Below are 25,555 nucleotides of genomic sequence, written 5' to 3'. Positions count from 1 at the left end.
GTTCGTGATCGCCTCGTCGGCCCCCCTGACCGCGTGTTGCCCGTGTGCCTCCGATCGCGGAAATGAAGCCCCAGGAGGCAATGCGGCGGCGCGGTGCGCCGTCGTACCCCCGGCACTCCGCCCGCCCGCCGTCGGGGCACGCGGCCTGAGAGCGGGTCCCGGGCGGCAGCAGCACGGGCCGCCACGCCGACCGTGGCGCCCGCCGTACTGAGCAAGCTCACCGACCCCAGCATCACGCCGCCGCACGGATGCAGCCCTACGATCGCCCCGTGTTGGCCGGCCTCCCTTGATGGTGGCGGGCGATCGACGATCCGGATATGCAGTCGCCTGCCCGTACTTCCGGCCGCCTGCCCTGGCTCGTAACCTGTCATCGGCCGGAACACGATCATGCCCCTCATCGACAGGAGTGTCCCGCATGAGCGCCATGTGTGACTATTACCGGGCTCCCGATCGCGCCACAGCCACCCTGCGGCCGACCACTGTACGGGACCGCAGCAAACCCCTTCGTGGCGCGCCAGTGTTCGATGTCGTGGAAATCACCTGGGTCGACCCCAGCGGATCTCTGGGCAGCCTCGTGGCCGCCATCAAGAACGTTCCCAACTCGGATGATCTCGTCGAGACGGTCACCTTGTACCCTCCGCCTGAAGGGGCACCACAAACCGAAGAAGAATGGCTGGCCCTTCCGGAGGACTCGCCATACGTCGATGGACCACAAATCGATGAATTATCGGCGAGTGCACGTGATGCGCTCGCCGAGGTCGAGGACTCCCGCCTGCTCGAAGTGGCCCGGCGTTGGACGATGGACCCGCTCTGCCCCTTCCGTGACGGTGAAGACGTGGTGGACCTGGTCGAAGAGCTGGTCGCCCTTGCGCGGCGGGCCAAGGAGAGCGATGAACTGCTCTACTGCTGGTGGATCACGGGTTAGGCATCCACTACTGACCACGGCCTGCTCATCAGGAGGCGGCAGGACGCCGCATGCGTCGTCGATTTCTCCAGTCGCGACGAGCGTCATGAACGTCGCGCACCGGCGAGTGCCGTCGGACAGTGTGATGGTCGCGTCCGCTTGGTCGGCGGTTTCGGGGGCGTTCCCTGCCAAGGGTGGGGTCAGTGTTTCTGTGTGCCCAGCTGGGCCGTTCCTTCACCCGGAGGAGTGGAAGAGGCACGTGCCGGCAGGCCCTGAGTACCGGAAGACCTGCCCCTGAGTACGGCCCGGCCGTACCTAGGCCTGGTCGAGGTCGATCCCCGAGGCCAGCATCCGCGCGGTCGCGTCCACCCCGTGGCGGCCGTCGAACTCGCTGAAGGCGCGGGCCTGCTCCGCGTGCACGCGTTCGACGAGCGGTGCCCTCTCGCGATGGGTGACGATCATGAACTGCCGGGCCCGGATCGCCTCGACCACCTGCTCTCCGACCTTGCCGGGGTCGGCGCCGGCCGCCAGCAGGGTGCTGTTGCGCTCGATGACCTGGACGTCCATCTCCTTGCCCAGCAGTTTCGCCTCGCCCTCGCCTGCGGTGACCCCCAGCCGAGTGGCCACCGTACCGGGGCAGAGGACCGACACCCCGATGTCGGTGCCCCGCAACTCGTCGCGCAGCACCATCGAGAACCCGAGGCTGGCGAACTTGGAGGCGACGTACGCGCCCTGGGTGACCATCGGCACCATGCCGCCGGCACCGCCCTGCTGGCCCGCGACCGTGGCGGCCCCTCGCTGGCCGGGCAGGCGCTCATCTACCCCATGCTCGACGACCGCGACCAGACCGTGTCGTCCTTGCAGATGGACGGCGTCGGCCTGTGGGACCGCGCGAGCAACGTGATGGGCTGGTCGGCGAGCGGCGGAGCACGGAGAACGTCTCGATCTACGCCGCCCCGGCCCGCGCGACCGATCTGGGCGGACTGCCGCCCGCGTTCATCGACTGCGGCTCCGCCGAGGTCTTCCGCGACGAGGACGTCGACTACGCCATGGGGCTGTGGAAGGCGGGCGGCCAGGCCGATCTGCACGTGTGGCCGGGCGGGTTCCACGGCTTCGACCTGCTCGCCCCGCACTCGGCGCTCGCCCAGGCGATGGTCGCGGCACGGAACGCCTGGGTGGCACGCGTGCTCGGTCAGTGACTCAAACGCGCTCCCGACCTGCGGGTATGTTGGTGGTCACCGGCCGAGGGAGCACACATGCAGGATCTCGTCGGACGGCTCACAGCCCTTGACCCGGATGCGAGTGAGGCGCTCAAGGTCATCTCCTACTTCGACACCCTCAGCGCGGGCGGAGCCGGCCTCGACTCCGCCGCGCCCGCCGACGAGCGCGCCAAGGCCCTCGCCAGGCTCCGCGTCCGGCCGAGCGCACGTCCGGCTCATCGCGACGGCCACGGAGGCGCCCGTGATGTGCGCTCCGTCCACCGTGGTCCCGACCCGCTACGGCCTCCTGCGCGCCACCCTCGACCTGACCGGCGACCTCCCCCTCACCGAACCCGCCGGATTCGGACCGCGTCTCAGCGCCGACCGCGCGCCGGAGTCGTGGGAGGGCGCCGTCATCGCCTACCGCCTCACCGAGCCGGAAACCCCCGTCGTGGACGCCACTGACATCGGGGCGCTGCTGATACTCGCGCAGGCGTACGAGCCGCGTACGCCGCACGACGATGTGCGCGCGCTCGCCCGTCTCGATCCCCGGTCGGCTGACATCGTTCGCGTCCTCGTCGAGTCCGACAGCGTGCGGTCAGCGGCGGCGGCGCTGGGGATGCATCATTCGACCGTGCAGGCCAAGCACGAGTCGCTGACGCGGGCGCTCGGGTACGACCCTCGGAGCATCACGGGGCACGCGCGCTACATCGCGGCCGCGCTGCTTCTCCGGCTCACCGATCCTGCGTGGCTCGAGAACTCGACTCATCTCCAGCGCTGAGCTCTGCGTTCGGTTCCGGTGGGGTTCTGGCCGATTTCCGCGCCATGCTCGACAGCAAAGCCGCCAAGACATCCAACACGATCGAGTGCCGGCCCCGTGCTGGGTGGGATGCCGTTGCCGTGGTAGCAGCCCTGGAACTCCACCCAGGCCTCACCGCGGTCGTCCCAGTCAGGGGTGATCAAGCGGAGGGTGCCGGTGATGCCTCGGGCGCGGACGTCGCGCTCCACCACCTCCAGTGCGTGCTCCAGCACGGCCCACAGGCCGGGTTCGAGGGCGAAGGAGGGCTCGAAGTTGGTGTCGGCTGGATCTTCAGAGGGCACGCTGCAGTGTCGCGTACGGCACGAACCCGCGGCAAGCAAGAGCTTCCTCGTGCTATCCGCTCCCATCATCACGTCGCCGGCGATGTTGCCACCAGGCCCCGTGGGAGTCCGGGGAGATGAACGGCACCGGTGAGGTTCGACGGAGGTAATAACGGTCGACGGGTAAGACCAGGGCGTACAGGTGCGCTCCGGCCCACGACGGCAAGGTGACGAGAGCCTGGTGAAGCCGCCAGCGGGGTGCGTTTCCGGTGCACTCGTCGCATTCGCACCTGGCGAAGTGGCGATCAGCGGTCCCGATCAGGGCGGCTTCCTGCCATGCCACCAAGGCGTCCGCCACCGCGCCGGGCCACATCCGCGTGTGTTCGAGGGCGGTCACCGCGGTCATGGGACGACGGCCGAGTCCGGGAACGTGATGGATCACGGCTCTGTGGGTCCCGCACGCCGATCCACGCGTACGGACCTGGGAAGGGCGCCTACGCGGCATGGCCCTTTCTGATCGATGACATGGCCGGGATGATCTCATGCGATGAGCGTGCCGTCCAAGCCCCGAGCCTCCGGGACACAGCCGACGGCAGGGACCTGACTTTCGGCAGGGACGCCGGTGGACGATCGGCAGATGATTCGCCGCCCCCGCTTCGACACGCTGATCCGCGTGAACACATACTTTCCAGGGCGATGGATCGGTGGGGTGGCGCTCATCCTGGGGCCGGTGGTCATGTGCGCCGGATACCTGTTGCGTCACCTGAGCACCGTCACCGCCCTCACCCCGCAGCAACAAGCCTGGGCCGAGGCGCAGCCTTTCGCCGCCTACGGCCAGCTGCTCGCCTACAGCTCGGAACCCGCCCTGCTCACCCTCTCCTACGCGGTCTTCGCACTGGGCGCGATCCTGCTCTTCCCCGCCTTCGTCGCCCTCGCCCAGCGGGTCGGCGGCGGGCTCGCGTTCTGGGGGGCCGCTCTGCTGGTCGCCGGGCTCTTCGCCCGCCTGTACTTCGCCGGCGCCGACCAGACCGCCTTCCAGCTCACGGAGGTCGTGGGGCTGGAGCAGGCGACGAACGCGATCATGAAGGAGTACGTGGACATCTCCTACGGGCCGTGGCGGGTGCCGGTGTGGGCCTCGGTCGGTCAGTACGCGGGCTCGCTCCTGCTGGCCATCGCCACGTGGCGCTCGGGGCTCTTCGGCACCGCCCGCTCCTTGATGTTGCTGCTGGCAGGAGGCACCTGGATGGGGGTGCTGAAGGGAGCCTCCCTCCCCGACGCCCTGGTCACCGGCCTGCTCTGCGTGGCGCTGGTTCCGCTGGGCGTGCGGATGCTGCGGGGCCGGCTGCCCGCCCCTGCCGGGCGTCCGGCGGTGCTGAGCTGGTGAACCGAGGGTCATGGGCCGTGGCTTGGTAGGGTGCCAGGCGGCGTTCGACGGAGAGGACATCAGGGACGATGCAGGCGTCAGAGGTCCAGCGTGCGGTGTCCGCGGCCAGGTCGGTCGCCTCGTCACTCGGTCTGCCGGCCGACGACGCGGTCGTGCTGCAGGACTCGAACAAGCTCACCCTGCGGCTGCTGCCCTGTGACGTCCTGGCGCGGGTGTCGCCCGCGGCGCATCAGGTCGCGCAGTTCGAGGTCCGGCTCGCTCAGCAGCTCGCCGGCTCCGGGTGTCCTGTGGCCGTTCTGGAGCCGCGGGTGGAGCCACGCGTTTACGGGCGTGATGGCTTCGAGGTCACGCTGTGGACGTACTACGAACCCGTGGCACCCGGAGAGATCTCACCGGCCGGTTACGCCGACGCGCTCAAGCGGCTGCACGCCGGCATGCGAGCGGTCGAGGTCCCGACGCCGCACTTCACGGATCGGGCCGCGGAGGCGGAGGCGCTCGTGGCGAGCCGCGAACGTTCGCCGGCGCTCGCCGACGCGGACCGGGAGCTGCTCGGCGACACGTTACGGCGCCTGAGAGCTGTGATCGGTGCGCGTGGCGCCCCCGAGCAGGTGCTGCACGGCGAGCCGCACCCGGGGAACGTGCTCACCACGAAGAACGGGCTGCTGTTCATCGACTTCGAGACGTGCTGCCGCGGGCCGGTCGAATTCGACCTCGCCCATGCGCCCGAAGAGGTCGGCGAGCACTATCCGGATGCCGATCAGGACCTGCTGCGCGAGTGCCGGACTCTCATGCTGGCGATGATCACAGCGTGGCGCTGGGATCGAGACGACCAGCTTCCGGACGGGCGGCGGCTGGGTGTGGAGTGGCTCGCCCAGCTCCGGGCGGCGGTCGATCGAAACGGGTCGGACGCCCGCGGCTGATCGCGGGCCTCCGACGCCGGATTCGCGATGGCTCGCCCCCGATGCCGTGGGGCTCGTTTCTCGCGGTGAGGCTGAGACGTCCCTGACCACGGTCAGGCGGCGTCGAGGGCTTCGGTGATCTTGCGGGCCATCTCGGTCATGGTGGGGCTGGGGTCGCCGGTCTGGGACTGGAGGGCGGCGTCGATGGCGACGGTGACGGTGCGGCGGAAGTTGCCGGCCTCGTCGGGGGCGTGCTGCTTGAGCAGGGCGGTGGAGGCGGTCAGGGCGGGCAGGACCTGGTCGGCGAGGGCGGCGACGGTCTTGCCGGACAGGCCCTTGGGGGCCTTGGCCAGGACGTGGCCGGTCAGGCCGGTGGCGGAGGTCAGGGCGATGGAGCCGTTGGTGGCGGCCTTGTGGGCCGAGCCGGCGGCGCCGGCGGCCGACATCAGGGAGACGGCGCCCCAGGCGGCGGTGCGGAGGGTGAGCTGGTCCTGGTCGGAGAGGGTGATCGACATGGCGGGTGCGCTCCTTGGGTGAGGTTCGGGTGGAACGGGCGGGGTGTCGCGCCGTTCATGTCGATGACGATCGCGGAGCGCGCTGACACCGGCCTGTCGCCGTGCTGACGCGACCGCTGACGGCGCGCTCCTCGACACGCTGGAGATGCTCTCGGGCGCCCATAGTGGCGCAATTCCGACCATCGCCACCGAGCCGGAGCTCAACACCTGATCGAGCTGCTCTTCCATCCCGTGACCGAGGCGCTGGTCGCGGCGTTGTTCGTGACGCTGTTCCCGAGCCTCGCCCGGGCGTGGAACGCCACGTCGGGATGCGGGTCTTCGGCGAGCACCCGCAGGACGGCCTGCGGGGTGGTATGCAACGCGGTCAGCAACCATCGCACGTGGACCGAGCGGTCATGGGCGAGGCGTTGCAACTCGTCGGGAGGGAGCTCGCCCCACTGCACCGCGGCCATCCGCACGTCGGCCAACCTGTCGCGGGCGAGGAGGTGGTGGTCGGCGAGGGGGTTCTCGGCGGCGCGGGCGCGGACCTCGGGGGCGGGGTCGGTCTGCAGGGTGGCGAGGAGGTGCGGGTCGTCGGTGTGGGCGGCCAGGCCGGCTCGGACGTCCGGGGAGCGGTCCGCGGCGAGTGCCGCGTTCGTCTCCGCGTCCAGGCCCCCGCTCTCGGCGAGCAGGCGGCGCAGAACGTCGTCCGCGGAACGGCAGATGGCGCGGCGCACCTCGACGCCGGTGGCCGGATGGTCCGGCAGCGACCAGCGGACCGACCAGTGCGGGTCGTCCACCAGGATGATGAGGATCTCAGGGGGACAGGCGGGATTGGCGACCACGGCCAGCCGGTCCGCGACCGTCTGGGTGCGGGTGCGCGTCATGGGGTGAGCCGGTTCGAGGGCCCGCCAGTTCAGGCGTGCCCGGTGGAGGGCCATCAGATGGGAATCGCGGGCTTTCCAGGGGACGGCGAGGAGCCGCGTTCAGAGGGCGCCGGGCCGGTACCGCCAGACGGACTCCAGCCACGGCGGGGCGACCCCCGTGAAGTGCGCCCAGCTGCCCGGCTCCGCGCCCGGATAGTCGCCGCGCACTTCCGACAGGAACGTCAGCACGAAGCCTTCCTGGATCAAGCTGTTCGTCATCCGGCTCAACGTCTGCCGGTACTCCCTGGGCTCCTGGATGCGATGGGCGGACGGCTCGTAGACCCAGTCCTGGTCGGGATAGGAGGTCGCGGTCTCGTCCGTGTAGGGCTGGGTGAGCAGGTATCCGGTGCCGTTCCAGGAATGGTGGGTGAGCCCCGAGAAGAACGGGTTGGCGCACATCAGGTAGTAGTGGCCGCCCGTTCCGACGACCTTCGCGACCTCGCGGAACACGATCCGGCAGTCGGGGACGAAGGTCAGCGAGTACGGATGCCAGACCAGCTCGAACGAGGAACCTTCGAGGGCCGACAGGTCCCGCATGTCCCCCTGGACCGTGCGGACCGTGGTGCCGTAGTGCTCGGCGGCCGAGCGGTCCCGCTCCAGCTGCCCCGAGGAGATGTCGAAGACCGTCACGTCGGCCCCGAGCAGGGCGAAGGCCACCGACTGCTGGCCGCCTCCTCCCGCCAGGCAGAGCACCTTCCGGCCCGTGAGGTCGCCGGAGAGGCCGAGCCGTTCCAGGCCGAGATAGGCCCGGGCCTGCTCCTCGTCCAGGTCGAGCATGGGACGGGTGAACAACGCGTCCGCCTCCACGAGGGCTTCCCAGCGTTCCTCGTTGTAGCGGTAGATCTCGTCCTGCACGGTGAACACCCTAAGATCCCCGGGTACGCCCGGGGAAATGCTTTCTGCGGCGGATCGGGCTGAGCAGGAGGATGGCGAGCGAGCCGAGCTGGAGGGCCGCCATCAGCCACATGGTCTCCCTGACCCCGATCGACTCGCCGAGCAGGCCGCCGAGCAGCCCGCCCAGGGGGATGGCGCCGTAGTTGAGCGCCGAGGTGCTCGCGGTGATCCGCCCGAGCAGCTCAGGCGGGCAGTACTGCTGGCGGAAGGTGCTGGTCAGGATGTTCGAGGCGACGATGCCCGCGCCGGCGCAGAAGCCCGCCACGGTGAACAGGACGAGGCCGTCGCCGACCGGCCCGAGCAGCAGCATCGGCGCGGCGAACGCCTCGCACAGCAGGAACCCGCGTGCCGTCCCGAACCGGGCGGCGACGCGGCCGGCCAGCGCCGCCCCGAACAGGCCGCCCGCGCCGGCCAGCGCCAGCACCAGGCCCACCTGGCCCGCGCCCGCGCCGAGCAGCCGGGCCAGGAACACGACCTGGATCGACTGGTAACCCATCAGCGCGAGGTTGGACATCGCGCTGAAGAGGGTGAGCGTGCGCAGGTACGGGTCGGGGACGACGAACCGTACCCCGTCGCGGATCTCCGCGAGCAGCCGCCGCTCCGCCGGGCCGCGCGGGCGGGCGGCCTCGCGCGTACGTACGGAGCGCAGGCAGAGCGCGGCGACCCCGAAGCTGAGCGCGTCGGCGAGCACGCCGCTGACCGCGCCGAAGGCGTGCGCGAGGAGACCCGCCAGGCCGGGGCCGGCGAGCTGCGCCGCCGACTCGCTGCCCTGGAGCTTGGTGTTGGCCTCCAGCAGCCGCTCGCTTCCGACCAGGACGGGCAGGTACGCCCGGTAGGCGAGGCTGAAGAACACCTTCGCCACGCCACCCACCGCGGCCACCACGAGCAGGTGCGCCATCGTGAGCCCGCCCAGCCACGCCGCCACCGGCACGCTCGCGAACGCCACCGCGGACACGGTGTTGCAGGCCAGCATCACCGGCCGCTTCGGCATCCGGTCCACCCACGCGCCGGCGGGCAGCCCGGCCACCAGCCACGGCGACCAGGCGGCCGCGGTCAGCAGGCCGACAGTGAAGGTCCCGGCGTCCAGCGTCACCACGGCGACCAGCGGGAGCGCGACGGCGGCGACGGAGCTGCCCAGCATGCTGGTCGTCTCGCCGGCCCACAACAGCCGGAAGTCGCGCATCCGCAGCAGCCCGCCGCGCGTGGCCGGCGGGGCCGAGGTCACGGCTGTCCGGGCACGGCGCGGACGGTGAGGAAGACGAGCTTGCGTTCCTGCCCGTCGTCGGGGATCTCCCTGTCGGCCACGGAGGACAGCAGGGCGAGTATCCGCTCCTCCAGCTCGGCCAGCTCGGCGACCGACAGCCTCGCCCAGTGGTCGGAGGTGAACGCCGCCCGCCGCCACGGCTCCGGGTAGCCGTCGCGCTCGGCGAACCACTGCCTGACCAGGCCGGCCTGGCGGTCGAGCAGCAACGATTCCGCCGCCGCCGCGACGGGGTCGCCGGGGAAGTCCGATGGTGACCAGCTCAGCACGTCCGCCGATCTGCGCCACCAGCGTTCGCGGCGGTCGCGGGCGAGCTCGGGGGCCTCCTCCACGAGCTCGCAGGCGGCGAGCACCTTGAGGTGGTGGCTGATGTTCCCGACGGCCTGGCCGGTCCTGGCGGAGAGGGCCGAGGCGGTCGAGGGCCCGTCGACCCGGAGGAGGTCGAGCAGGCGGCGGCGCAGGGGATGGGACATGGCGGCGAGCACCTTGGAGTCGCGGATCTCGCGCGTCGGGCGGTCGGGCATGGGCTCAGCGTAGATGCGCAAGAGTCCTTGTACAACGACTCTTGTGCATCAGTCGCGGAGTTCGGCGTTGAGGCGGGCGGCCTGGCGGGTGAGGTGGTCCCGTTCGGGGAGGTTGGGCGCCGATCGGGCGGCCTCGGCGTAGAGGCGGGCCGCCGTCGCCAGGTCGCCGTCACGCTCGTGCAGGTACGCCAAGGCGGCGGTGTGGCGGGGCAGGGAGGCGTCGAGCTCCGCCAGGGCGGCCAGGCCGGCTCGCGGGCCGTCGGCCTCGCCGACCGCGACGGCCCGGTTGAGGCGGGCCACCGGGCTGCCGGTGAGGCGCACCAGCTCGTCGTACCACTCGACGATCTGCACCCAGTCGGTCTCCGCGGCCGTACGGGCGTCGGCGTGCAGCGCGGCGATCGCGGCCTGGGCTTGGAACTCGCCCAGCCGGTCGCGGGCGAGGGCGGCCTGGAGCACGTCCACGCCCTCGGCGATCAGGCGGGTGTCCCACAGGCAGCGGTCCTGCTCGGCGAGCGGCACGAGCCTGCCGTCGGCGGCCGTCCGCGCCGGGCGGCGGGCGTGGTGCAGCAGCATGAGCGCGAGCAGGCCCGCCACCTCCTCGTGCTTGGTCCTGGCGGCGAGCTGGCGGGTGAGCCGGATCGCCTCGGCGGCGAGGTCCACGTCGCCGGAGTACCCCTCGTTGAACACGAGGTAGAGCACGCGCAGCACGGTGGCGACGTCCCCGGGCTGGTTGAACCGGACGGCGGAGACGGTGCGCTTGGCCCGGCTGATGCGCTGGGCCATCGTCGCCTCCGGCACCAGGTAGGCCTGCGCGATCTGGCGCGTGGTCAGGCCGCCGACCGCGCGCAGCGTCAGCGCGACGGCCGAGGCCGGAGTGAGCGACGGGTGCGCGCACAGGAAGTACAGCTGGAGCGTGTCGTCCACCTCCTCACCGGGGACGGGATCGGGCTCGCCCTCGACGAGCACCTCGCGGTGCCGCCTGGAGGTGTCGGCGCGGGCGGCGTCGAGGAACTTGCGCCAGGCCACGGTGACCAGCCAGCCCTTGGGGTCGCGCGGCGGATCGTCCGGCCACCCGCGCACGGCCTCGATCAGGGCTTCCTGGACGGCGTCCTCGGCCGCCGCGAAGCCGGCTCCGCGACGGACGAGGATGCTGATCACCGTGGGGGTGAGGGTCCGCAGCAGGGACTCGTCCACCGTTCGTCACTCCGTGATGGTCGGGAGGGCGCACATGAACGGGCGTACCTCGAGCCACTCGTGGATCGGCTTGCCGCCCGCGCCGGGAGCCGCGGACAGCTCGGCGGCCACTTCGAGCGCCCGCTCGTACGTCTCGACGTCGATGATCATCCAGCCGGCGATCAGGTCCTTGGTCTCGGCGAACGGGCCGTCGGTGACCGGCGGCCGGCCCTCGCCGTCGCCCCGGACGAACGTGCCCTCCGGGGAGAGCGCCTGGGAGCTGACGAACTCGCCCGTGCTCTGCAGCCGGGCGGCGAACTCCCGCATGTACCGCTCGTGGGCCGACAGCTCCTCCGGCGTCCACTGGTCCATCGGCACGTCGTTGGCCGGCGCGGGCGCGCCACGGTAGTGCTTCAGCAGCAGGTACTTGGCCATCGTGTTCTCCTCTGTGCGATACGGCCCATTGTGGCCGGTGTTCACGCCGGGGACGGAGCCGCGCGCGGGTTCTCGACATCCCGCCGCCGTGAATTCTCAGGAACGCCGCTCCTCCCGCTGCCGCACCAGCTCCTCTACCGCGCTCGGCAGGGTCGTCTCGAAGTCGATCAGCTTCGCCCACGACGGGGTCACCACGATCCGCACCATGCCGTCGTACAGCGAACGCACCTCCGCCTCCCACTTGATCCGCTGCTCGGGGGACATCTGGTAGGAGCCGTTCATCTGGAGGTACTCGTCCGGGATGCCCTCGACGACGTCCAGCTCGGCCCGGCCGCGGATGAGCAGGATCTTGGGCGGGTGCACCTCAATGTCGATCGTCAGGGCGACCATCGGGTTCTCGCGCAGGGCCGCCAGCTTCGGGGCGTTCTTCGAGGTGCACATGACGAGCTGCGAGCCGTTCCAGGTGAACGCGATGGGGACGTTGCGCGGGGTGCCGTCCTTGGCGACGTAGGCCAGGCGGGTCAGGTCGCGGGCCAGCAGCTCCTGGCTGTACGGGCGGTTCAGCACCTCGGTGATCTCGTTCGGCAGCATGGCCGTTCCTCTCCGTCGTGCGGCCGGTGGTGGCCGCTGTTGTCCCTGGGACGGAGCCCGGGCGGGCCTTCTCGACATCCCTCCGTCATATATCGCAGCCATTTATCGCAGCGCGAGCCGGGCCGCGACGGGGAGGTGGTCGCTGCCGGTGGCGGGCAGGGTCCAGGTGGTGGCGGGGGTCGTGCCGCGGGTCATGACGTGGTCGATCCTGGCCAGGGGGAACGCGGCGGGCCAGGTGAAGCCGAACCCTTCGAGCGCCGGGGTCAGCCGGGAGGTGAGCGGGGACAGGCCGCGGTCGTGGACGGTGCCGTTCAGGTCGCCCAGCAGGACGATCCGCTCCAGCTTCTCGGCGGCCACGGCGGTGGCGAGCGCGGCGGCGCTCTCGTCGCGCCAGGCCGTGCCGAAGCCGTCCTGGGGGCGGATGCGTACCGAGGGGAGGTGGGCGACATATACGGCTATGTCGCCTGTCGGGGTGCGTGCGGTGGTACGCAGCCCGCGGCGCCAGTCGGCGGTGATGTCCCTGGGTTTGATGTCGACGGGGCGGCTGTCGGCGAGGGGATACCTGGACCAGAGGCCGACGGTGCCGACGACGATGCGATGGGGGTGTTCCGGGGCGAGGGCGGCCTCGTAGCCGGGCAGGGCCTGGGGTGACAGCTCCTGGAGGGCGACGAGATCGGCGCCGGCGGCGGCCAGGGCGCGCGCCGTTCCCGCGGGGTCGGCGTTGTCGTCGGCGACGTTGTGCTGGAGCACCGTGAGGATGGACGCCGGTTCCGGGGCGCCCGCATCCACCGGGCGCGGGTGCGTGGAGCCGGGGAACACCGACGTGCCGAACATGACGGCCCAGACCACCGCCGGCAGGGCCGCGGCCGTGACCGCGACGGCCGAGCGCCGCCAGGACGCCAGGACGAGCAGCACCACGACCGCCAGGCCGAGCCAGGGCAGGAACGTCTCCAGCAGGCTGCCGAGGTTGCCCACGGTGTTGGGGACGGCGGAGTGGAACGCCAGCAGCCCGGCGACCAGCACGGCCGCCGGGACCAGGACCCACGGCCTCCGCCTGCGTGCGCCCGGCCTGTCAGCGCCTTCGCCGTCCGGCTCTCTCATCCGGCGCGCGGGACCCAGAGGCGGGCCGGGATGGCCGTCTCCCGGCTCGCGCCGTCGCCGTCGGGCTCGACGAACCAGGCGTTCCTGCCGGGCAGCACGCTCAGGGCCTCGTGGAACCGGGTGCCCACGTAGTGCAGGGCGACGCCGTCCTCCGAGGCGTACCCCGGCGGGAGCGTTCCCCCGCCGACCAGGCGCCGGTACGTGTCCCGCCGCGGCTGATCGCCCAGGTCGTCGTGGACGCCGTTGCTGAACGGCAGGAAACCCAGGCAGTCGTGAACCGGGTCGAGCGCGTCACCGAAGGAGTCGGTCACCCCGCCCACGTGCCAGCACAGGCTGCCCGCGCTCTGGCCGGCCAGCACCACGCCCGCCTCCCAGCACTCCCGCATGATCTCGTCGAGCCGGTGCGCCCGCCAGACCGCGAGCAGGTTCACCACGCTGCCCCCTGACACGAACAGGACGTCCTGGGAGAGCAGGTGCGCGCGCACGTCGGGGACGTTCGGCTGGGTGAACAGCTGCAGGTGGGACAGCTCGGCGTCGCCGAACGTCGCCGCGAGCCTGTACCAGCCGTCGATCTGCTCGCGGGCGTCCCCGGTCGCCGTCGGGACCAGGCACATGCGCGGCCTGGGCACCCCGGCCAGCTGTCTCGCCTGCCAGATCTGCACACCCACGTGGGCGAACCCCTCGGGCGGATAAAGCACACCGGAACAGGCCAGAATCTGCGGCTCTCGGATCATGGACATGATCCTTCACCGGCGGCCGGTCGCCCCGCAAGGCGCTCATGACCGCCGTCGGCCCTGCGCCTACCTCGGTTCGAGGAGCAGGTAGTCGATCTTGCCGTCGTCCCCGACGGAGATCTTCGTGTCGTACTTCTGCCCGACGGGAATGGACGTCACCCCGGCCAGCTCGTTCGGCTTGGTGCTGCTCAGCTCCTCCAGCTTGAGCCCGGCCAGATCCTTGGCGAGCGTGTTGAACTTCTCCGCCGGCACCTCCTTGAGGAACGCCTCGGCGAGGTGCTCGCCGAGCTCCTTCTCGGGGATCGGCGTACGGTTGACGGCGTCCAGATACCACTGGAGCTGCTTGCCGACCGGGCTGTCGGGGACGGCGACGCTCTCGGCCGCCGAGCAGCCCGTCACGAGGACGGCGAGCAGGGTGACCAGGCCGGCTAACAGGCGGATCGATCGCATGGAGGGCTCCTGATGATCAAGTTGTGGAGCAGAAATGCTAGCAACCAGGTCAGATCAGGACGATGGGGTTGGTTAGCGCCGCCATGTGCCCGTCCGCGTGCCGGACCTCGACGCGGACGAACGCCGACTCCGCCGCGCTGGTGCGCCACTCCACGACGCCCGCGCCGCCGCCGGGCAGCGACTCGCGCAGCACCGTACCGCGTTCGGTGTGGAAGGTGACGGCGCCGGACGGGACGCCGCGCACGTCCACCCGGACGGCGGCAGGCTCGCCACCGGTCTCCAGCCGCTCGCCGACGCCGGCCCGGCCGCCACCGGCGGACGCCTCGAAGGACAGCTCGATCGCGGCCGATCCGGCGATCCAGCTCCGGCCGGCCCGGATCGCGGCGAGCACGGCGCCCGCGCCGAGCTCGCCGGCCAGGACGACGGTGTGCGGCGTGCCGAGCTGCCCCTCCAGGTGGGCGTCGCTGTTGCCCATCGCGGGCCGCCACGCGCCCCGGTGCACGTCATGGGCCAGGCTGCGGCCCCACTCGGCCAGCGCGGCCTCGTTGTCCGCGTTCCACGGCAGGTCGGAGGCCCAGCGGCCGTTCCACACCTCCACCGCATCGAACCCCTGGTACGGGTACATGAACACCCCGGACGGGTACGGCGCGTGCGGATGGGCCGCCACGCACAGGCCGCCGGAACGGCGCACCTGGTCCAGGTGGCGGTCCACGGCGTCGTCGCGCACGCCGTAGCGCCACTCGACCACCTCGCCGGGGGTGAGGCCGAGCGCGAGCCAGTGCCCGGTGCGGGTGGTCACCTCCTGGCCGGTGATCACCAGCAGGCCGTCCCCGGACAGCGGGCGCCACTCTTCGTGCGCGGCGGCGGTGTTGTGCTCGGTGACGGCGATGAAGTCGAGCCCGGCGGCGCGGGCGGCGGCCGCCAGCTGCGCCGGCGTCTGGTCCGCGCCCTGCGAGAGGAGCGAGTGCACATGGCAGTCGCCCCGGAACCAGCGCCTCCTACCCTGGTCGGTCGCCATCCCGGCAGGGTACTAGGCGCGCGGCGGCGCGTCGTCGGCGGTGATGCGGGTGCCGATGTCCTCGCCCTCGCAGATCGCCCGCATGACGCCCCTGGCGGCGACGTCGAAGACGTGCATGCGCAGGCCCTGCTCGTTGGCCAGCACGAACGCGCTCTCGTCCATGACCCGCACCCCCGCCGTCAGCGCCTCCCGGTAGGTGAGGTTCGTGTAGCGCTTGGCGTCAGGGTTGCGGTTCGGGTCGCTGTCGTACACGCCGTCCACGCCGCGCTTGGCCACCAGCAGGGCGTCCGCGTCGAGCTCCAGGGCCCGCTGCACGGCGGGGTAGTCGGTCGTGACGTACGGCTGGCCGATGCCGCCGGCCAGCAGCACGATGAGGTCGCGGCGCAGGTGCCGGTCGGCGCGCAGCCGGATGTACGGCTCGGCCACGCTCTGCATGGGCACGGCGGTCATGACCCGGACGTCCGTGTCCGAGCGGGCGGTGAGCACGCCGCGCATCATCAGCGCGTTCATGACCGTGCCCAGCATGCCGATGTTGTCGGCCTCGGCCCTGCCGATGCCCCAGCCCTCCGCCATGCGCCCGCGGAAGTAGTTGCCGCCGCCGATCACCACGGCGATCTGCACGCCGAGGTCGTGGACGGAGAGGATCTCGTCCGCGAGCTGGGCCAGGCTCGCCGGGTCGGTGCCCCAGCCGGTCTCTCCCGAGAGCGCCTCGCCGCTGAGCTTGACCACGACACGTGAGTAACGACGCATTCCCGCAATCCCTTCGCGGCCGCGCGCTCGGCGACCCGCCCAAGGATACGTGGCCGTGGTCCGCTCCCACCCCGGCCACGCTCGTTCACAGAGTGAGCACGCCGACCGTCTGGTCGCCGCTCACCTCGCCCTTGAGCTCGAAGCCGAGCTTGCGGTAGAACCCCTCGGGCCCGCCGTCGCCCGGATGCCACGTGACGTACATCCGCGTCGCGCCCTGCCGCCTGAGCTCGGCCGCCACGGCCGAGACGGCGAACCGTCCGACCCCGCGCCCCTGTGCGCCGGGCACCACGTTGAGCTGCCACAGCCCGGACCGGAAGTCGACCCTCTTGCCGTTCCATGGGGACCAGGCGGAGGCCGGCGGTCAGGGGCGTTCCAGCGCCAGCTTCACGCCGAGCCCGACGAAGACGCCGCCCGTGGCGACGTCGATGCGGCGCCGGGCGGCGCGCCGGTGGCGCAGCCAGCCGCCGATGCGGCCCGCGAGCACGCCGACCGTGCCGTCCACGACGAACTCAAGCGCGATGAGCACGGCCCCGAGAATCGCGAACTGCAGCCACACCTGGCCCAGGCTCGGAGTGACGAACTGCGGCAGGAACGCGATGGTGAAGGTGACCATCTTCGGGTTCAGCAGGTTGGTCATCAGACCGCTCAGGTACGCCCGGCGGCCCGACATGCCGCCGCCGCCCACCGCCACTTCCAAGGGGCTGTCGTCACGCTTGCGGATGGCCTGGACACCCAGGTAGATCAGGTACGCGGCCCCGGCGATGCGTACCACGGTGAAGGCGACCGGCACCGCCTCGAACAGCGCCGCCAGGCCCGCCGCCGCCACCGCTACGTGGACGGCCTCGCTGGTGGCCACCCCCGCGGTGGCGAGCAGGCCGGCCCGAGGGCCGCCCCGCATCCCGCATCCCAGCACGAACAGCATGTCAGGCCCAGGAGTGATCATGGCGACGATCGTGGTCACGGTGAAGAGCGCGAGAAGATGGGGGTCGATAGGCATACCCAAAATTCTCCCATGGCGTCCAATGACGGGAAAAAGTGTGACATCTACCTGGGATGAGGCGTTCGCGGATCGATATGCGGAATGGTCGGCGCACATGGCGGCCGACATCGCGTTCTACGTCGGCCTGGCCCGGGAGGCGGACGGGCCGCTCGTCGAGCTGGCCATCGGGAACGGGCGGGTCGCGATCCCGGTCGCGCGGGCGACGGGGCGCCCGGTCATCGGCGTCGACCTCTCGCCGGCCATGCTCGCCCAGGCCCGCACGAACGCCGCCGAGCAGGGCGTCCAGCTCGACCTGCGCGAGGGCGACCTGCGCGAGCTCACCCTGGAGGAGCCCGCGGCGCTGGTCTACTGCCCGTTCCGCTCGCTGCAGCACCTGCCGACCTGGGCCGACCGCCGGAGCGTCTTCGAACGGGTGGCCGCGTCGCTGCGCCCGGGAGGCCGCTTCGCCTGGAACGCCCTCGCCTTCGACCACCACGTCGCCGCCCGCTTCGACGGGACCCGCCGGTCCGAGCCGGTGCCGCACACGACCCGCTTCGCCGTCGGCGACAACCGGATCGACATCGTGCTGGACGGCGGGGAGACGAGCTCGTCCTGGTGGGCGACGAAGAACGAGTGGCTCGGCCTCATCGACGTCGCGGGGCTGGAACTGGAGGCGCTGTACGGCGGATTCGCCCGCGAGCCGTTCACCGAGGACAGCCGCGAGTACGTGTTCGTCACCCGCAGGCCCGGCCGATAGAGCACAGCCCGGCTCTCACAGCCAGCGCAGCCGGCCGCCGTGCATCGCGGAGAACGCCGCCGGGCGCCCGTCCAGGGCGAGCACGTACATGGTGGTGTCCGCCGGCGGCGGCAGGGGGAGGCGGGCGGCGACCTGCGGCAGGACGCCCGGGGTCTCCTGCGAGATCCAGCGGCAGCCGAGCCGCCCGAGCAGGGCTGCGAACGCGGCCCTGCCCTCTTCGGGCACGAGGTAGAGGACCGCCGTGTGGTAGACGACGAGCGTCGCGTGCGGCGGCGCCTGCGCCGCCACCTCGGCGAGCCGGTCGTTCAGGTCGCCGCGCACGATGCGCGGCGGGTCCTGGCGCGCCAGCTCCATCGCCAGTTCCAGGCGGTGCAGCCGCTCCCGCTGCTCCGGCCAGACCAGCGTGCGCAGCCACCGGACGTCGTCGGGGTCGGTGACGTCGAGCGGGTTGAGGTCGATGCCCGCCCGCCACGCGACGGTGATCGGGCCGGGCCGGGCGAGGTGCGGCGGCGGCACGCCCTCGACCCGGCAGCGCAGGCGCAGCGGGCTGTCCACGGCACCGGTCACATGACCACCGGGTACGTCATAGTCGTAGGCGTACCGGTCGGGCAGCAGGCACAACCCCGCCGACGCGCCCACCTCCAGCAGTGCCAGCGGCTGGGGCAGCGCCGCGAGCAGCGGGTACAGGGCGGCGCACCTGGCCGGCTCGTTGGTCTGGGTGCGCCGGGCGAGCATCGTCGCGACGACGGCGTCCCGGTGCTCCAGCAGCGAGCCGCGGAAGTCGTCGTAGCCGGACGGGACCCCGTTGACGTACCGGGCGGCGGCGAAGAGCAGGTTGGGCTGGCGCTTGGCCGGCGGCAGCTCGAACAGCAGGCCCAGCACCTCCCGGTCGGACGCGACGCCGGCGGCGAGCCGCTCGTAGAGGGGCGAGGCGCCGCGAGCTTCCCGCGTGGCGAACCGCCGGTACCACTCCACCGTCGCGTCCTGCTCATCCCGCATCGCCGCCTCCACGCCGCCCTTCAGGCCCGGTTGTTCATTACCTCGCCGAGCAGCTCGAAGAACGCGTCACCGCGGACGATCTCGAACGGGTCGCCGAGCAGCTCGCCCAGCTCCGCGATGTCACCCGGCGCCCAGTTCCAGGCGTTGACCGCGCCGGCGATGAACAGCGGCCGCCCGCCGTCCCAGCCCTCGATGTGCCTGACCAGCGTGTCCCGGTACTCCTGCGCCTTGCCCTGCGGCGAGAAGTTGCCGATCAGGGGCAGCCCCGCGGGGGCGGCCTGGAGGTCGCCGGTCTCCCACGACTGGATGATGCCGCGCAGCGGCGTGTTCTTCCTGTACGAGGCCGCGATCCGCTCGTCGAACGCCACCCAGCCGTCGCCCGCCGCGTTGCGATGGTTGTAGGCGTAGACCAGGTCCATTCCCGTGCGGCGCAGGAATCGCCCGGTCAGCGCGGTGTAGGCGTCGAGGGCGTCCCGCGGCCACGACCCGGGGTAGGTGTAGCCCGCGCCGGACGGGCCCGCGATCAGCAGGTCGTGGTCCGTGGCCGTGCGCTGGTAGTAGGCCAGCAGCGCCGGTCCGATCTCGGCGAGCAGCGGGCTGACCGTCCAGTTGGTGGGCACCTGTCCGCGCGCGGGGTCGTCCCAGATCTGGCGCATCCTGCGCTGGCAGTACTGGATGTTGTCGCCCTCGCCCACGGTCAGCGTCAGGTAGACGCGATCGCGCAGCGTGGTGCGCGGTCTCGGGCGTACGCGGTCGGAGACCCTGGCCTGGACGCCCGCGTGCACGGTGGCGTTCATGTAGTAGTCGGCGGGCACCACCTCGACGGCGTGTTGCGAGGCCCGGTCCACCCCGCCCCACTCGCCAGCCACGTCGTTGGAGAACCAGCCCGCGTACGGCGTCGTGGGCCGCACCTCGCTCAGGATCTCATCCAGCAGCGCGCCCGTCTCACCGCTGGGCGGCAGCCAGAACACCATGGCCCGCATCGCCACCGTGTAGTCGCGGAAGTAGGGGAAGGGCTCCACCCGGGTGGGCGCCGTGGTGGTGGCGGTGACCAGGAACTGGTTCCACAGGTCCACCTCGACGAGCAGCTGGCGGGTGCCGGCGGGGGCGGTGAAGCGGTAGATGAAGTAGTTGCCGCCGTCGGCGAAGCGGTTGGCGTCCCCGCCGATGGCGGAGTTGAGGCCGTCGAAGAGGTACGGGGTCTCGGCGTCGGTGCCGGGGGTGAACGAGGCGATCTGCGTGCCGTCGGCCTTCACCACGACCGAGCCGACCGAGGCGCCCCAGCCGTCGTCGCCCAGGGAGTCCTGGAAGCGCAGGTAGACGCCGTCCTGGCCGGTCAGCTCCTGGCTGAGGTCGAAGGTGCGTACCTGCCGGTTCGAGGAGTCCCTGATCCGCTCGGTCTCCCTGGCCACCTCGCGCCAGCGCACGTCCTCGACGCGTACCGTCCTGGTCGGCGGCAGGCCGCTGAGCAGGGCCTTGGTGCAGCGGGGGAACAGGTTCTCGAGCTGCCAGCGGTAGGTGGCGAGCACGTCGCCGGGGTCGAAGCGGCCGCGCAGGTCGGTGAGGACCGTGAAACCGTGCTCGGCGGCCTGCTCGGCGGTGGCGGCGACGGCGTTCTCCAGCCCGGCCAGGGTGGTGGCGACATTCACCGAGTCGGGGACGGCCGGGTCGTGCAGGATCGCGCCGCGGGCCTCGCCCCGGTAGCGGGCGATCAGGTCGAGCGGGCGGTCGTGGCGGGTGATCCGGGCGCCGGTGCCGTCGAGCCAGGCGGTGTCGTAGTTCTCGGGGCCGTAGTTGAAGTACAGGCGGGGGCGGCGGCGGTTGACGACTCCCTGGAGGGTGGTCAGGAGTAACTGGTCGTCGCCGTGCAGGGTGCTGACGTCGGCGAAGTCGAGGCGGGTGGGGCGGCCGAAGCCCGGCAGGAGGGGGGCCGCGGCGGCGGTGGCCTGGGCGGGGAGGGCGATTCCGAGCCCGCCGGCCGCGAGGGCCAGGCCGTTCGCCCGCAGGAAGGTACGTCGGGACACCATGGGCGTTCACTGCTCCTCGTCGGGGGGAGACCAGGAATGACAGCGTTGTCATCGTGAACGTAACAACGTGACGGAATGTTGTCCATGGTGTAAAACCCGCCGAAAGGGTCGAACCATACTTTCGGCCGGTACTGCGTTCGTGGCCGGGCGCCTACCGTGGGTGGCATGAGGGAGCGGTGGGAGGCCGCCGGGCTCGGCGTCGCGTTCGCGGTGGTCCTCGCCGAGTGGGCCTACCGGATCGTGGACAGCTGGGGCGGCGGCTACTGGGTGGCCGGCTGCGTGGCGGGCACGGTGGTGGGCGTGCTGGCCCTCCTGCGCCGCCGCGCCCGGCTGTGGACGGCCGTCGCGGGGCTGGCCGTCGCGGCGGTGGCCATCGTGGTCGCGCGGCTCTTCGGCTTGCCCGCCGAGCCGGGGCCCGGGGTGGCTCTCGCCCTGTCCGTGCTGGTCGGCTCCGCTCTCCGGAGGCTGCCGGTGCCGCAGGCCGCCGCCGGCGTCGGCGCGGGCGGGCTGGCGGTCGCCCTGGGCAGCCAGTTCTCCGGGTCGCCGCACAGCGCCGTACTGGCGCTGAACCTCGGGGCCTGGCTCGCCGCGCTCGCGGGCGGCCTGGGGCCACGGTGGCTGGCGGCCCGCCGGGCCGCGGCGGCCGAGCGCGTACGCCGGTCCGAACGCCTGGAGCTGGCCAGGGAGCTGCACGACGTCGTCGCCCACCACGTCACGTGCGTCGTGCTCCAGGCCCAGGCCGCGCAGCTCGTCGCCCGCAAGGACCCAGGCCGGGTGGCCGGGTCCCTCGCCGACATCGAGGCCGCCGGGTCCGACGCGCTGGCCGCCACCCGCCGCGTCGTCGGCCTGCTGCGCGAGCCCGGCGGGCCCGCGGCGTTCGGCCCGGCGGAGCGGCTCGGCGAGCTGGTCGCGCACTTCGGCGGGCCGCCCGTGGCACTGCGGCTGCCCGACGGGGAGCCGGCGTGGCCCTCCGAGGTGGCGGGCACCGTCTACCGGCTGGTCCAGGAGTCGCTGACCAACATCTCCCGCCACGCCCCCGGCGCGAGCGCGGTCACCGTCAGCGTCACGCAGGAGGACGAGGAGCTGGTGGTGGAGGTCACCGACGACGCCCCGCCGGCCCACCGCAACCGTGGCCGGCTGGGCGGCGGCTACGGGCTGGTCGGGATGCGCGAGCGGGCCGAGGCCCTCGGCGGCACGCTGTCGGCGGGCCCCCGTCCGGAGGGCGGCTGGACCGTGCACGCCAGGCTGCCCCTTCCCGAGCGAGCCACCACCGGCAGCACGTCGGCCACCGCCCGCGGCACGTCGGCCACCGACCGCCGCACATCGTCCACCGACCGCCGCACGTCGGCCGGCGCCGGTGGGTGGGAGCGGCGGTGAGCATCACGGTGCTGCTGGCCGACGACCAGCCCATGATCCGGAGTTGCCTGCGCCTGATCCTGGAGGACCAGCCCGACATCCGGGTGATCGCCGAGGCCGGTGACGGCGCGGAGGCGGTCGCGCTGGCACGCAGGCTGCGGCCCGACGTGTGCCTCGTGGACGTGCAGATGCCCGGGCTCGACGGCATCGAGGTCACCGCCGCCCTGGCGGGGCCCGACACGCGCGACCCGCTGCGGGTGATCGTGGTCACCACGTTCGACCTCGACGAGTACGTCTACGGCGCGCTGAGGGGCGGCGCGGCCGGTTTCGTGCTCAAGGACGCCGGGCCCGAGCTGCTCGTCGAGGCGGTCAGGGCCGCGCACGCCGGCGACGCGCTGATCTCCCCGTCGATCACGCTCCGCCTGCTGCGCCACGTCACTGCCGCCGCCGCCAGGACCGCCCGCGCGCTCACCCCGTCGCTGTCGGAGCGCGAGAGCGAGGTCGTGCGCGCCATCGCCAGGGGCCGCACCAACCAGGAGATCGCCACCGAGCTGCGCATCTCGCTGAGCACGGTGAAGGGCCACGTGTCGTCCGTCATGACCAAGCTCGGGATGCGCAACCGGGTCGAGATCGTCGCCTGGGCGTGGGAGAGCCGCCTCGTCCGCTAGTCCACGGGGAACGTGCGCAGCTCCTTGCGCGAGGCCAGCCCCAGCTTGCGCAGCGCGTTGGCGATGTGGCTCTCCACCGTGCGCCTGGACAGGAACAGCGCGTCGGCGATCTCCTGGTTCGTCTTCCCCGCCGCCGCCAGCAGCGCCACCTCGCGTTCGCGCGATGACAGCGTCCCGCCGTGCGAGGGCCGCCCGCCCCGCCAGGGGTACGGGATCGGGACCCCGTTCTGCCGCATGACGCGGCAGATCCGCGCGATGTCGCGATCCGCCCCCATCGCCCCGTACGCCCGCAGGGCCTCCTCCAGCAGCGCCCCGCCGTCGCCGGACCCGCGCTCGCAGTGCCACCGCCCCAGCCGCTCCCCGGCCAGCGCCTCCTCGTACCGCAGCCCGGCCTTGCGCAGGAGGATCCGGGCCTCGTCGAGGAGCCGGCCGGCGTCGTCCGCGGGCGCGATCGCGGCCTCGGCGGTCAGCAGCGCCGCCTGCGCGAGCGGCGCGTCGGCCACGCCGAGACCGGCGCGCAGCTCCGCCACCACGTCCGCGCCGCCGCGCCCGCCCAGGGCGTCCACCAGGCACGACACGCTCTCGGCCGCCCACACCCAGTTCCCCTTGGCCCGGGCCAGGTCCAGGGCGGCGGTGGCGTGCTCGGCGGCGCCGGGGGCGTCGTCCAGCGACAGCAGCAGCCGCGACAGCGTCGTCTCGGCCGGGATGAGCGGCCACACCGCACCCGTCCGCCCGGCGATCGCGATCACCTCGCGCAGGACCTCGACGGCCTGCTCGGCGGGGCCGGTGGCGGCCAGCACGGCCCCGCGCAGCAGCATCGAGTCCAGCGAGGCCGCGGCGAACGTGGCGGACGTGTCGCCCAGCCGGCGCAGCCGCTCCTCCAGCCCGTCCCACCGCCCGGCGGCGCGGTCCACGGCGGCCGTCACCAGCGAGACGACCTCCGCCACCCGCAGGTACTCCGCCTCGTCGGCCACCCGCCGTCCCTCCGCGAGCAGGGTCTCGGCCCGGTCCAGCCGCCCGGCGTGCAGGGCGCCCTGGGCCCAGTTGAGGCAGGCGCGGGCGTGTTCCCTGGGCGAGGCGCGCAGCCGGTCGTCGGCCAGCAGCGCGTCGATCAGCCGCCAGCTCTCCGGGTCGCCCTGCTCCAGCAGCAGGCTCGCGCGCGTGATGCGGACGGCGATGGCCACGTCCGGGTCGCCGCTGCGGTGCGCGGCCCGCTCCGCCTGGTCGCAGCGGGCGGCGTGCTCGCTGACATGCCGGTCCACGACGGTCTCCGGCGCGGCCAGCACGGCCAGCGCACGGCCCAGGAGCGCGGGCCGCTCGCCGAGGTCCTCGACCGCCCGCTCGATCTGCAGGTATCCCGCCCTGGCCTGGCCGTGCTGGCGCAGCAGGCGGCCCAGCGCGAAGCGCAGCTCGCCGCGCAGCGGGGCGGGCAGCGGCTCGGTGGCCAGCAGGCGCTCGAGTATCGGCACCGCCTCCGCGTGCGCGAGCCCGTCCACGGCCGACCGGGCGAGCTTGACGGCCAGCCGTACGCGTACGTCGCGGGACAGCTCGCCGACCTCCAGCGCCCGCAGCAGGAAGCGGGCGGCCGTGGCGTCGTCGCCGTGGGAGAGTGCCGTGTCGGCGGCGGCCTCGGCGTTGCCGACGAAGTCGGAGGTGCGGCCCGCGTGCAGGAAGTGGTGCGCCAGCCGGGCCACCGGCCGGGGGCCGCCGCCGGACTCCAGGGCCCGCGCCGTGCGCAGGTGCAGCCAGCGCCGCCCGGAGACGGCCACGGACTCGTACACGATCTGCCGCGCCAGCGCGTGCCTGAACCGGCAGCGGCCGTCCTCCTCGTGCAGCAGCCCCACCGCCTGCGCCCTGGCCAGCGCCCTGGCCACCTCAGGCGGGCTGCGGTCGCTGACCTCGGCCAGCACGCGATCGTCGGGGGTCATGCCGATGACGGCCGCGGCGCCCAGGATCTCCTGCGCGGGGTCGTCGAGCGAGGACAGGCGCTGCAGCACGACGTCCCGCAGCACGGTGGGCACGGCCAGGTCGGCCAGCACGTCGGGGCGGCCGGGGATCTCACCGGCGGGCAGCCGCTCCAGCAGCGTGCGCAGCACCTCCTCCACGACGAACGGGATGCCGCCGGTCTTCTCGTAGAGGGGGCCGGCGAACGTGCGGGGGAGCTCGGCCCCGAGCACGCCGCCCGCCAGCTCCTCCACCTCGGGCAGGCTCAGCGGGGCCAGGCTGATCGTGCGGGCCGGGCCCGACGGCGCCCTGGCGAAGGCCTCGCGGATGGGGAGCAGGCCCGCCTCGGTGCGTACGGTGAGGATCACGGCCACGTCGCGCGGCTGGTGGGCGGCCAGGAAGGCGAGGAAGTCATGGGTGCCGGCGTCGGCCCAGTGCACGTCCTCCAGCACGAGCACCAGCGGGCCGAGGTGGTCGAGCAGCGCGACCGCCGCGCGGAACACCCGGTGCCGCTCCGCCCGCTGGTCGGGCAGCGGCGGGAGGGGCGGCGGCAGGTGCTCGGCGATCTCGGGCAGCAGCGGCGCCAGCGCCCCGGCCACGGGGTTGAGCGGCAGGCCCGACCGGGCCAGCCCGGCCCCCGCGGAGCGGAACGCGTCGAGCAGCGGCGAGAGCGGCAGCGGCTCCTGGAGCTGCTCGCACTGGCCGACGAGCCGCCGGGTCCCGGCCAGGTCGGGCGCGGCCAGCAGCTCCGCCACCAGCCGGCTCTTGCCGATGCCCGCCTCGCCCTCGACCAGGGCGAGCGCCGGCGGTGACCCGATGACGGAGCGCAGCAGCGCCAGCTCGGAGCGGCGGCCGACGAGTACGTCGGAGAGCGAGCCCGAGGGGGCCGGTCCCAGAGGCAAGCGGCCACCCCCTACCGGATATCAGCGGCAACAGGCTACCGGATGTTAAATTTCCGTTTTGTGACGCCATAAATCCGTATTCAGTACGGATACCGGCCCAGCCCGC

The 25,555-nt window shown here is 72.6% G+C and carries 28 protein-coding genes; 8 read left to right on the top strand and 20 right to left on the bottom strand.

Going from position 1 to position 25,555, the window contains the following annotated elements; translation table 11 throughout:
• The first annotated feature begins 415 nt into the window (after window positions 1-415).
• On the top strand, window positions 416-925 hold the full coding sequence (locus tag HD593_RS53545; protein ID WP_185110514.1) for a hypothetical protein: 510 nt from the start codon (window positions 416-418) through the stop codon (window positions 923-925).
• Window positions 926-1,219: 294 nt separating this feature from the next.
• Here HD593_RS53545 and HD593_RS62935 read toward each other — a convergent pair whose 3' ends face one another.
• The gene (locus HD593_RS62935; protein ID WP_185110513.1) at window positions 1,220-1,657 is read right to left on the bottom strand and encodes an SDR family NAD(P)-dependent oxidoreductase; all 438 of its coding nucleotides are present in this window, start codon (window positions 1,655-1,657) and stop codon (window positions 1,220-1,222) included.
• A 128-nt stretch (window positions 1,658-1,785) separates the two neighbouring features.
• Here HD593_RS62935 and HD593_RS62930 point away from each other — a divergent pair, with 128 nt between their 5' ends.
• Window positions 1,786-2,103 (top strand): alpha/beta hydrolase, encoded by a 318-nt coding sequence (locus tag HD593_RS62930; RefSeq protein WP_312904373.1) that lies wholly within the window; start codon window positions 1,786-1,788, stop codon window positions 2,101-2,103.
• A gap of 265 nt (window positions 2,104-2,368) precedes the next feature.
• Window positions 2,369-2,884, top strand: coding sequence for a hypothetical protein (locus HD593_RS53530; RefSeq protein WP_221525400.1), 516 nt, complete (start codon window positions 2,369-2,371; stop codon window positions 2,882-2,884).
• On the opposite strand, the gene HD593_RS53525 is transcribed toward HD593_RS53530, so the two are convergent.
• Window positions 2,869-3,204 carry a hypothetical protein gene (locus HD593_RS53525; protein WP_185110512.1) on the bottom strand — a complete coding sequence of 112 codons (336 nt, stop codon included), beginning with the start codon at window positions 3,202-3,204 and terminating at the stop codon, window positions 2,869-2,871. The two genes, HD593_RS53530 and HD593_RS53525, sit on opposite strands and share 16 nt — an antisense overlap.
• Before the next feature lie 688 nt (window positions 3,205-3,892).
• Here HD593_RS53525 and HD593_RS53520 point away from each other — a divergent pair.
• Together HD593_RS53520 and HD593_RS53515 are read left to right on the top strand one after the other, a co-directional pair.
• Window positions 3,893-4,567 carry a hypothetical protein gene (locus tag HD593_RS53520; protein WP_312904372.1) on the top strand — a complete coding sequence of 225 codons (675 nt, stop codon included), beginning with the start codon at window positions 3,893-3,895 and terminating at the stop codon, window positions 4,565-4,567.
• A gap of 68 nt (window positions 4,568-4,635) precedes the next feature.
• Window positions 4,636-5,487, top strand: coding sequence for a phosphotransferase enzyme family protein (locus tag HD593_RS53515; RefSeq protein ID WP_185110510.1), 852 nt, complete (start codon window positions 4,636-4,638; stop codon window positions 5,485-5,487).
• Window positions 5,488-5,579: 92 nt separating this feature from the next.
• Here the strand turns inward: HD593_RS53515 and HD593_RS53510 are convergent, their stop codons facing one another.
• From HD593_RS53510 to HD593_RS53440, 15 genes are all read right to left on the bottom strand, one after another.
• On the bottom strand, window positions 5,580-5,981 hold the full coding sequence (locus HD593_RS53510) for a hypothetical protein (protein ID WP_185100160.1): 402 nt from the start codon (window positions 5,979-5,981) through the stop codon (window positions 5,580-5,582).
• Window positions 5,982-6,181: 200 nt separating this feature from the next.
• Window positions 6,182-6,847, bottom strand: a complete 666-nt coding sequence (locus tag HD593_RS53505; RefSeq protein WP_185110509.1) for a hypothetical protein — start codon at window positions 6,845-6,847, stop codon at window positions 6,182-6,184.
• A 99-nt stretch (window positions 6,848-6,946) separates the two neighbouring features.
• On the bottom strand, window positions 6,947-7,750 hold the full coding sequence (locus tag HD593_RS53500; protein WP_185110508.1) for a class I SAM-dependent methyltransferase: 804 nt from the start codon (window positions 7,748-7,750) through the stop codon (window positions 6,947-6,949).
• A 1-nt stretch (window position 7,751) separates the two neighbouring features.
• Window positions 7,752-9,005 carry an MFS transporter gene (locus tag HD593_RS53495; RefSeq protein WP_312904371.1) on the bottom strand — a complete coding sequence of 418 codons (1,254 nt, stop codon included), beginning with the start codon at window positions 9,003-9,005 and terminating at the stop codon, window positions 7,752-7,754.
• Window positions 9,002-9,565 carry a winged helix-turn-helix domain-containing protein gene (locus tag HD593_RS53490; protein WP_185110507.1) on the bottom strand — a complete coding sequence of 188 codons (564 nt, stop codon included), beginning with the start codon at window positions 9,563-9,565 and terminating at the stop codon, window positions 9,002-9,004. The genes HD593_RS53495 and HD593_RS53490 overlap by 4 nt, the downstream gene beginning before the upstream one ends.
• Before the next feature lie 48 nt (window positions 9,566-9,613).
• Complete coding sequence (locus tag HD593_RS53485) at window positions 9,614-10,759, bottom strand: RNA polymerase sigma factor (protein WP_185110506.1); 1,146 nt, start codon at window positions 10,757-10,759, stop codon at window positions 9,614-9,616.
• A 6-nt stretch (window positions 10,760-10,765) separates the two neighbouring features.
• Window positions 10,766-11,173 carry a YciI family protein gene (locus tag HD593_RS53480; RefSeq protein WP_185110505.1) on the bottom strand — a complete coding sequence of 136 codons (408 nt, stop codon included), beginning with the start codon at window positions 11,171-11,173 and terminating at the stop codon, window positions 10,766-10,768.
• Window positions 11,174-11,269: 96 nt separating this feature from the next.
• Window positions 11,270-11,764 (bottom strand): pyridoxamine 5'-phosphate oxidase family protein, encoded by a 495-nt coding sequence (locus tag HD593_RS53475; RefSeq protein ID WP_185110504.1) that lies wholly within the window; start codon window positions 11,762-11,764, stop codon window positions 11,270-11,272.
• Between the two features lie 102 nt (window positions 11,765-11,866).
• Window positions 11,867-12,865 (bottom strand): endonuclease/exonuclease/phosphatase family protein, encoded by a 999-nt coding sequence (locus tag HD593_RS53470; protein ID WP_185110503.1) that lies wholly within the window; start codon window positions 12,863-12,865, stop codon window positions 11,867-11,869.
• Window positions 12,862-13,599: a Type 1 glutamine amidotransferase-like domain-containing protein gene (locus HD593_RS53465; protein ID WP_246547232.1), complete on the bottom strand. Its 738-nt coding sequence runs from the start codon at window positions 13,597-13,599 to the stop codon at window positions 12,862-12,864. Before HD593_RS53465 ends, HD593_RS53470 begins: the two co-directional genes overlap by 4 nt.
• A gap of 66 nt (window positions 13,600-13,665) precedes the next feature.
• The gene (locus HD593_RS53460; RefSeq protein WP_185110501.1) at window positions 13,666-14,049 is read right to left on the bottom strand and encodes a Cpe/LpqF family protein; all 384 of its coding nucleotides are present in this window, start codon (window positions 14,047-14,049) and stop codon (window positions 13,666-13,668) included.
• 49 nt (window positions 14,050-14,098) lie between these two features.
• Window positions 14,099-15,067, bottom strand: a complete 969-nt coding sequence (locus tag HD593_RS53455; protein ID WP_185110500.1) for a CehA/McbA family metallohydrolase — start codon at window positions 15,065-15,067, stop codon at window positions 14,099-14,101.
• A 12-nt stretch (window positions 15,068-15,079) separates the two neighbouring features.
• Complete coding sequence (pyrH, locus tag HD593_RS53450; RefSeq protein WP_185110499.1) at window positions 15,080-15,817, bottom strand: UMP kinase; 738 nt, start codon at window positions 15,815-15,817, stop codon at window positions 15,080-15,082.
• A gap of 85 nt (window positions 15,818-15,902) precedes the next feature.
• Entirely contained in the window at window positions 15,903-16,121 is a 219-nt protein-coding gene (locus tag HD593_RS53445; protein ID WP_185112672.1) for a GNAT family N-acetyltransferase, read from the bottom strand.
• A 57-nt stretch (window positions 16,122-16,178) separates the two neighbouring features.
• Window positions 16,179-16,814, bottom strand: coding sequence for a LysE family translocator (locus HD593_RS53440; protein WP_185110498.1), 636 nt, complete (start codon window positions 16,812-16,814; stop codon window positions 16,179-16,181).
• Window positions 16,815-16,911: 97 nt separating this feature from the next.
• Here HD593_RS53440 and HD593_RS53435 point away from each other — a divergent pair, with 97 nt between their 5' ends.
• Window positions 16,912-17,553, top strand: a complete 642-nt coding sequence (locus tag HD593_RS53435) for a class I SAM-dependent methyltransferase (protein ID WP_185110497.1) — start codon at window positions 16,912-16,914, stop codon at window positions 17,551-17,553.
• Between the two features lie 15 nt (window positions 17,554-17,568).
• Here the strand turns inward: HD593_RS53435 and HD593_RS53430 are convergent, their stop codons facing one another.
• Window positions 17,569-18,552, bottom strand: a complete 984-nt coding sequence (locus HD593_RS53430) for a DUF2332 domain-containing protein (protein WP_185110496.1) — start codon at window positions 18,550-18,552, stop codon at window positions 17,569-17,571.
• 20 nt (window positions 18,553-18,572) lie between these two features.
• Window positions 18,573-20,579: a GxGYxYP domain-containing protein gene (locus tag HD593_RS53425; protein WP_185110495.1), complete on the bottom strand. Its 2,007-nt coding sequence runs from the start codon at window positions 20,577-20,579 to the stop codon at window positions 18,573-18,575.
• A 165-nt stretch (window positions 20,580-20,744) separates the two neighbouring features.
• Here HD593_RS53425 and HD593_RS53420 point away from each other — a divergent pair, with 165 nt between their 5' ends.
• Entirely contained in the window at window positions 20,745-21,956 is a 1,212-nt protein-coding gene (locus tag HD593_RS53420; protein ID WP_185110494.1) for a sensor histidine kinase, read from the top strand.
• The gene (locus HD593_RS53415) at window positions 21,953-22,603 is read left to right on the top strand and encodes a response regulator (RefSeq protein WP_185110493.1); all 651 of its coding nucleotides are present in this window, start codon (window positions 21,953-21,955) and stop codon (window positions 22,601-22,603) included. The genes HD593_RS53420 and HD593_RS53415 overlap by 4 nt, the downstream gene beginning before the upstream one ends.
• Here HD593_RS53415 and HD593_RS53410 read toward each other — a convergent pair.
• The gene (locus HD593_RS53410) at window positions 22,600-25,449 is read right to left on the bottom strand and encodes a helix-turn-helix transcriptional regulator (RefSeq protein ID WP_185110492.1); all 2,850 of its coding nucleotides are present in this window, start codon (window positions 25,447-25,449) and stop codon (window positions 22,600-22,602) included. The two genes, HD593_RS53415 and HD593_RS53410, sit on opposite strands and share 4 nt — an antisense overlap.
• Window positions 25,450-25,555 lie beyond the last annotated feature (106 nt).

This window comes from Nonomuraea rubra, assembly GCF_014207985.1.
GTDB classification, from domain to species: Bacteria; Actinomycetota; Actinomycetes; order Streptosporangiales; family Streptosporangiaceae; genus Nonomuraea; species Nonomuraea rubra.
This window is presented reverse-complemented; position numbering and strand designations above follow the sequence as displayed.